The organism is Pseudanabaena sp. 'Roaring Creek', assembly GCF_001402795.1.
Taxonomy (GTDB): Bacteria; Cyanobacteriota; Cyanobacteriia; order Pseudanabaenales; family Pseudanabaenaceae; genus Pseudanabaena.
In genome coordinates this window covers 1-4920 of the sequence record NZ_LIRE01000397.1, presented here as the reverse complement: position 1 = coordinate 4920, position 4920 = coordinate 1, and the positions used below count along the sequence as shown (strand labels likewise).

The following is a 4920-nucleotide window of genomic DNA, read 5'->3' as shown; positions in this document are numbered from 1 at the left end:
GCGTAGAAATTTGGCGATCGCCATTTTTGTTCCTGGATGCAAAATTGCGATCGCTTTTTTGTTTGATAAAAGGAGTAAGTTTTTCTGCTTTAGCCTACATCCTGTCGCTCATTCGCCGCGAGGCTAAGATCATATGGATGCTCGAACAATGGCGAGCTAATCCTTATCTGTTAACGCGAACAATGCTGCACAGTACCCGCTCGCCAAACTCGCAGTCTGTCTATCGGATTTTTCTAGATACTATCCGTTAAGGATTACCCGCATCTAGAAAAATCCGTATGATCTCTGCGTACATCCTGTCGCTCAGAGCCGCGAGGCTGCATCATAATTTGCATTCGTCACTCGCTTCGCGTACCCGTGACGAAAGAAAATTATGATGTCTATTATTGTTTTTAAGTCTTGCTTTAATCTGGGCGATCGCCTCGGTCTGCCAACCCCACCCACCCACCAATCCTATTCTTCTTCCCAATCTTCTGGTACTACCGTAATCTGAGATATAAAAAGCGTGACATACATAAGTAGCTCTACCCGCTTTAATTTCTCTAGGTAGTCGGTTACGTATGCTAGATGCACTAGATATTCTGGTACGTCATAATATTTTGATAGCGATCTGAGCTGGGAGTTTATTGATCGTCTCGCTGTTTCCAATGTGACCTTTGGCTCAACCTCGACCACTGTCTCTAATTCTGGAAATATCGCTAGCTGACAGTATTTCATTTGTTTTCATTCTGCATCTTTACGATCTATGGGTTGGGGGGCGAAAGTGGATCTAATTTTTTTTGAATTTCATGCTTACCAAAATCATCTGGTAACTCATCAAGAGTTATGCCTAGAGCCCTACACAAGTCTTTAGTTTGTCTTGGTGAGAGTCTTGGCTGCGAAAGCCCATTTTCCCACTTATGAATAGTAGTTTTAGAAACACCAAGAATTTTGCCTAGCTCTGACTGAGAAATATTTCTATAACGTCTTAACATAGCCAACTCCGAATCTAGATCATCATTCATATTGTATAACTGAAATTATAAATTGACTAACTCTAGTTGACATATGTATAACTAGAGTTATACTGATTGACATAACTAAAAGCAGCACCCAACAAATTTCGTTAAGTGCTGCCCCCGTTAGTATTAAGCCAATTGTCGCACATACCCCAAGCCGCTAGAGACTCCCTACACCGTAGGTAGTGGCTTAGTTTTGCAATGTTGGTTTTTAAACCAAATCTATGAGGTTGATATGAAACCTATTAGCTATTACTACAGCTCCAAACTGAATCCTATGCCCGAAGATGTTGAGACTTGGCTTGAAAGTCTTCCTGTTATGAGGAAAATCCAAGTCGCCGCCAGCATCATGAAACAAATTGATTTTGCCTTTGCCGAGACCAAAGAACCATCTAAGGAGAATCAACCATGAATGAATCCCCTAAAATCGGTGAATTTTACAATCATCCAATTCTAGGAAGATGGGACTTACCCGAAGATGTTGAGACTTGGCTTGAAAGTCTACCAGACAAACAAAAATGGTGGCTTGCACAATGTCTACTTATAAACAATAAATGTTCAACAGTAGAGAAAGTTGAGTTTCTAATGAGACCAAGCAAGAAGGATCAGGATAACTACATACCCGAACCAAAAAACCATGAGTGAATTTCTAATTAACCATCGGTCTAGAGCTTTACTAGATCTTGTCGATGCTTTCAACCTAACCGAATCCGAATTACAAGATCTCTGGGATGGTCTCTATAACCGTATCTACGAAATGGCTGAGATTAATAAGGAATCGGAACCAGCTAAACCAGTTGGTTTTGATGACCCGATGATGTCTGTCTGTAATAGATGCAACGGTGAAGGCTACATAGAAATGTTGGATGAAGAATTCGATGTTGAATGTCCTGAATGCAAGGGAACTGGTGAATCTATAACAAATGTGGATCTGAGTGGTTTACTCAATGATTTAGTTGAAGACATCGTTCCTCTGTTATGACTAGTCAGCACCTGTCCAGTTATTAACTGGGCAGTATGCTGATGTGTCCAAAGCATCAGCAGGTAATTGAGGGTCTAAAGATAGAAACAAGCTTTAACGCTTAAATAAATTCAAAGACCCCGTTAACCTTATTTCGGTTTAGATTGAGTGAATCAGACCCCGATGTAGTGAGGGTCTAAAGGTGATTCTTAAACCTGCCCGCAAGGGATTGGAACTGTATAACCTACCTACAATGGAATATCTTTATGCGTATTCTTGGGATTGATATCTGCAAGGGTAGCGTTATCGCTTGCCTATTAACAGAACGTCCAAATGAACCTCGACAATTTTTATTTAAGACTGAGTTCTTTAACTGCAAAGCTGATGTTGTGGGCTTAAAAACTTTATTGGATTTAAAGCCAGATATTGCAGTCATGGAACCCACTGGAGTTAATTACTCCAAACTTTGGGGTACTCATCTAGCCCGATCTGGTTGCCGTGTGATGTTGGTTAGTCACAATAAGTTAGCTCGTCATCGGGAGCATTTAGATATGCCCGATAAATCCGATGAGTCAGATGCTTTTGCTCTTGCTTGCTATTGGTGGGATTATCACGATCAACCCCGTAGATTTCTACAAGACCGTGACCAAGTATCGGCAAAAATTAGAGAAAAGGTGCTGAGATTAGGTCATCTTGCCAGATGTCAAAGCCCGATCATTAATCGGATTCGTCAAGATCTTGCTTGGCAGTTTCCCGAAGTTGCGATGAGTCAAGGTGTAGTAATGTGGGAATGGCTAGCACTTGAGCGGGAAAGTAAAAAGTACGACAGACTCTTAGCCAACTCTGTTGGGCTTGGCATTGAATTAGCTACCCACCGTCATGCAAAAAGACTAATCGATATCTGGGGTGAGGAAAAAGAGATTGAAGCCGAGCTTGAAGAATTAATGACTGATTCTAGGTTTATTAGTTATCGTCAGGTATTTAATAAATGGGGATTTGGTCGCAGGGTTCAAGCTATTCTTCTAAGCCAAATCTTTCCCATCGAAAGCTTCCTAGATGACGACAACAATCCTATTATTCAGTGGGGCAAGTCCCGAAAGAATAAAAATAAACGTACCAAGAGACATATAAGCCTGAGACGTTTTACTAAAGCTCTTGGCTGTGCGCCAACAGAAAAAAGCTCTGGTGATAAGGAGAGTAAGCGTATTGTTGGCGGATCTGATATTTGTCGTGTTGCCCTTTGGCAGTGGCTGTTTACACGAATTGAGGTATTCAGAAATAGACCCAAAAATGATGTTGGAAACACTATAGGCAAAATTGTAGACGATATGAAAGAGGGAGGTAGACCCGTTAAACTTATTAGAATGACTGCCGTTGCCAAGGCTACTAAGCTCTTATTCAAAGACTTAGTAGATATGGTCAAATAAAAAATAGCGATCGTTTTTAGGCGATCGCTTTAAAAATTCAGTCAAAAGTTCTAGAGTGAACTCAGAGCCGAGGATATAGTCGTACCGCGCATTTTAGTAATCGTAATCGTACCCAAATCGAGCGAAGACTGGATCGTTCACACTGAAGAGGAGCTATGTTTGCGGCATTGTGGCTATTGGACATCATTGCGAGGCAAACCAGATCGCAACAGCCAAAAAAACATTACAATACAAGTTCCCAGACAAAATCAGTTTACCGTCCGAGCTTTACAAGAAATCATTCAGAGACTGACGCAGGGAGGATTACCGTGATTGTAAAAGTTGCGATCGCTAATACCTTAGATAATATTAGTCCTGAAATTCTCAGCCATTACCTGAGAGCTAGGGGATGGAAAGAAGTAGGCGATTTCTTGGGAAATGCTTCGATATGGCATCAAGGAGACGATCTTGAAGTCATACTGCCCAAGAGCCCTCAGTTAAGAGATTACAAAAACAGAATTCGCGAGATCATTGATGTTTTGGAAATTAGCGAACATCGCGATCGCCAACAAATTGTTAACGATCTGCTTCTCAAACCCACCGATCTGATTAAAATTCGGATCGATAGTCCTGACATTATTGGCGGCACGATCCCGATCGATGAAGCGGTGAGATTGTTTGAAGCCACTTCTAAAATAATGAAATTTGCAGCTTCGGCAACCTTAGAACAGCGTTCTATCTTTAGAGGTGGCATGTTCGCACAGGTGCGCGAATATTTGCAGGAGCTACGTGTGGGCGAGACCGAGCAAGGTAGCTATATTATTAACGTTCTATCGCCAATTATGCACGATCATGAAGACTTTGGACGTAAAGTCAACATTTCATTGAATACGGCGATCGCGGCAATTCGAGCAAAATCTCAAGAAGTCTTGGCAGGCAGTAATATTGAAATTTTCGAGCAAGCCGTATCCGATGGGGTTAGCGCGAATCTTTGCGATGCACTTTTAGAAGTTGGCAGTCATACCGATTTACAAGATCTGGGCTTCCGTTGGCAATGGTCACCGATATGGAATGCTCCCTCCAGCATTCACAAGCAATTGGCCTTGCCCAAAGAAACTTTTCCTGTTCTTGAGGAAGCTAGCAAATTACTCAAGCAAAATAATATCCTGCGTAAGCCTGTAAACAAAACGCGATCGCCCTCGCCTTATCGGGATCTGCTGACTCTAATTGAAGGAGAGGTGATTGGGTTACATCGCCGCGATCGCGCAGCTGATGCAAATGTAACTATATTAACTAATATCAATGGCAGTAAAAGAGAAGTGATGCTAAAGCTCAACGAAGCCTATTATCGGAATGCCGTTCGCGCCCATTTAGACAATCATAAAATTGCCTTCTACGGGCAAATTATTGACAATGGAAGCGATATTTCCATCCAATCTATCCAAGATTTTCGCGTAGTTCTATGAGTTATGCACGATCTTGGTACTAAATTATTATGTGTGGCGCGAAGCGCCGAACATAATTTAGCATTAGCCAGTTAGGTTAGGACAAAAAC

The 4920-nt window shown here is 41.7% G+C and carries 7 protein-coding genes; 5 read left to right on the top strand and 2 right to left on the bottom strand.

What is annotated here, in order from left to right:
* Positions 1–453 precede the first annotated feature (453 nt).
* Together AC805_RS13370 and AC805_RS13365 are read right to left on the bottom strand one after the other, a co-directional pair.
* Entirely contained in the window at positions 454–717 is a 264-nt protein-coding gene (locus tag AC805_RS13370; RefSeq protein ID WP_055075887.1) for a hypothetical protein, read from the bottom strand.
* 26 nt (positions 718–743) lie between these two features.
* Positions 744–1004 carry a helix-turn-helix transcriptional regulator gene (locus AC805_RS13365; RefSeq protein WP_055075886.1) on the bottom strand — a complete coding sequence of 87 codons (261 nt, stop codon included), beginning with the start codon at positions 1002–1004 and terminating at the stop codon, positions 744–746.
* 229 nt (positions 1005–1233) lie between these two features.
* Between AC805_RS13365 and AC805_RS25635 the strand changes: the two genes are divergently transcribed.
* The 5 genes from AC805_RS25635 to AC805_RS27380 all read left to right on the top strand — a co-directional run bounded on the left by AC805_RS25635 (position 1234) and on the right by AC805_RS27380 (position 3698).
* Positions 1234–1410, top strand: coding sequence for a hypothetical protein (locus AC805_RS25635; RefSeq protein ID WP_156341403.1), 177 nt, complete (start codon positions 1234–1236; stop codon positions 1408–1410).
* Positions 1407–1643 carry a hypothetical protein gene (locus AC805_RS13360; protein ID WP_055075885.1) on the top strand — a complete coding sequence of 79 codons (237 nt, stop codon included), beginning with the start codon at positions 1407–1409 and terminating at the stop codon, positions 1641–1643. Before AC805_RS25635 ends, AC805_RS13360 begins: the two co-directional genes overlap by 4 nt.
* Entirely contained in the window at positions 1636–1980 is a 345-nt protein-coding gene (locus tag AC805_RS13355) for a hypothetical protein (protein WP_055075884.1), read from the top strand. The genes AC805_RS13360 and AC805_RS13355 overlap by 8 nt, the downstream gene beginning before the upstream one ends.
* Positions 1981–2225: 245 nt before the next feature.
* Complete coding sequence (locus AC805_RS13350; protein ID WP_055075883.1) at positions 2226–3386, top strand: transposase; 1161 nt, start codon at positions 2226–2228, stop codon at positions 3384–3386.
* Between the two features lie 75 nt (positions 3387–3461).
* The gene (locus AC805_RS27380) at positions 3462–3698 is read left to right on the top strand and encodes a DUF4365 domain-containing protein (protein ID WP_082429496.1); all 237 of its coding nucleotides are present in this window, start codon (positions 3462–3464) and stop codon (positions 3696–3698) included.
* Positions 3699–4920: the final 1222 nt, after the last annotated feature.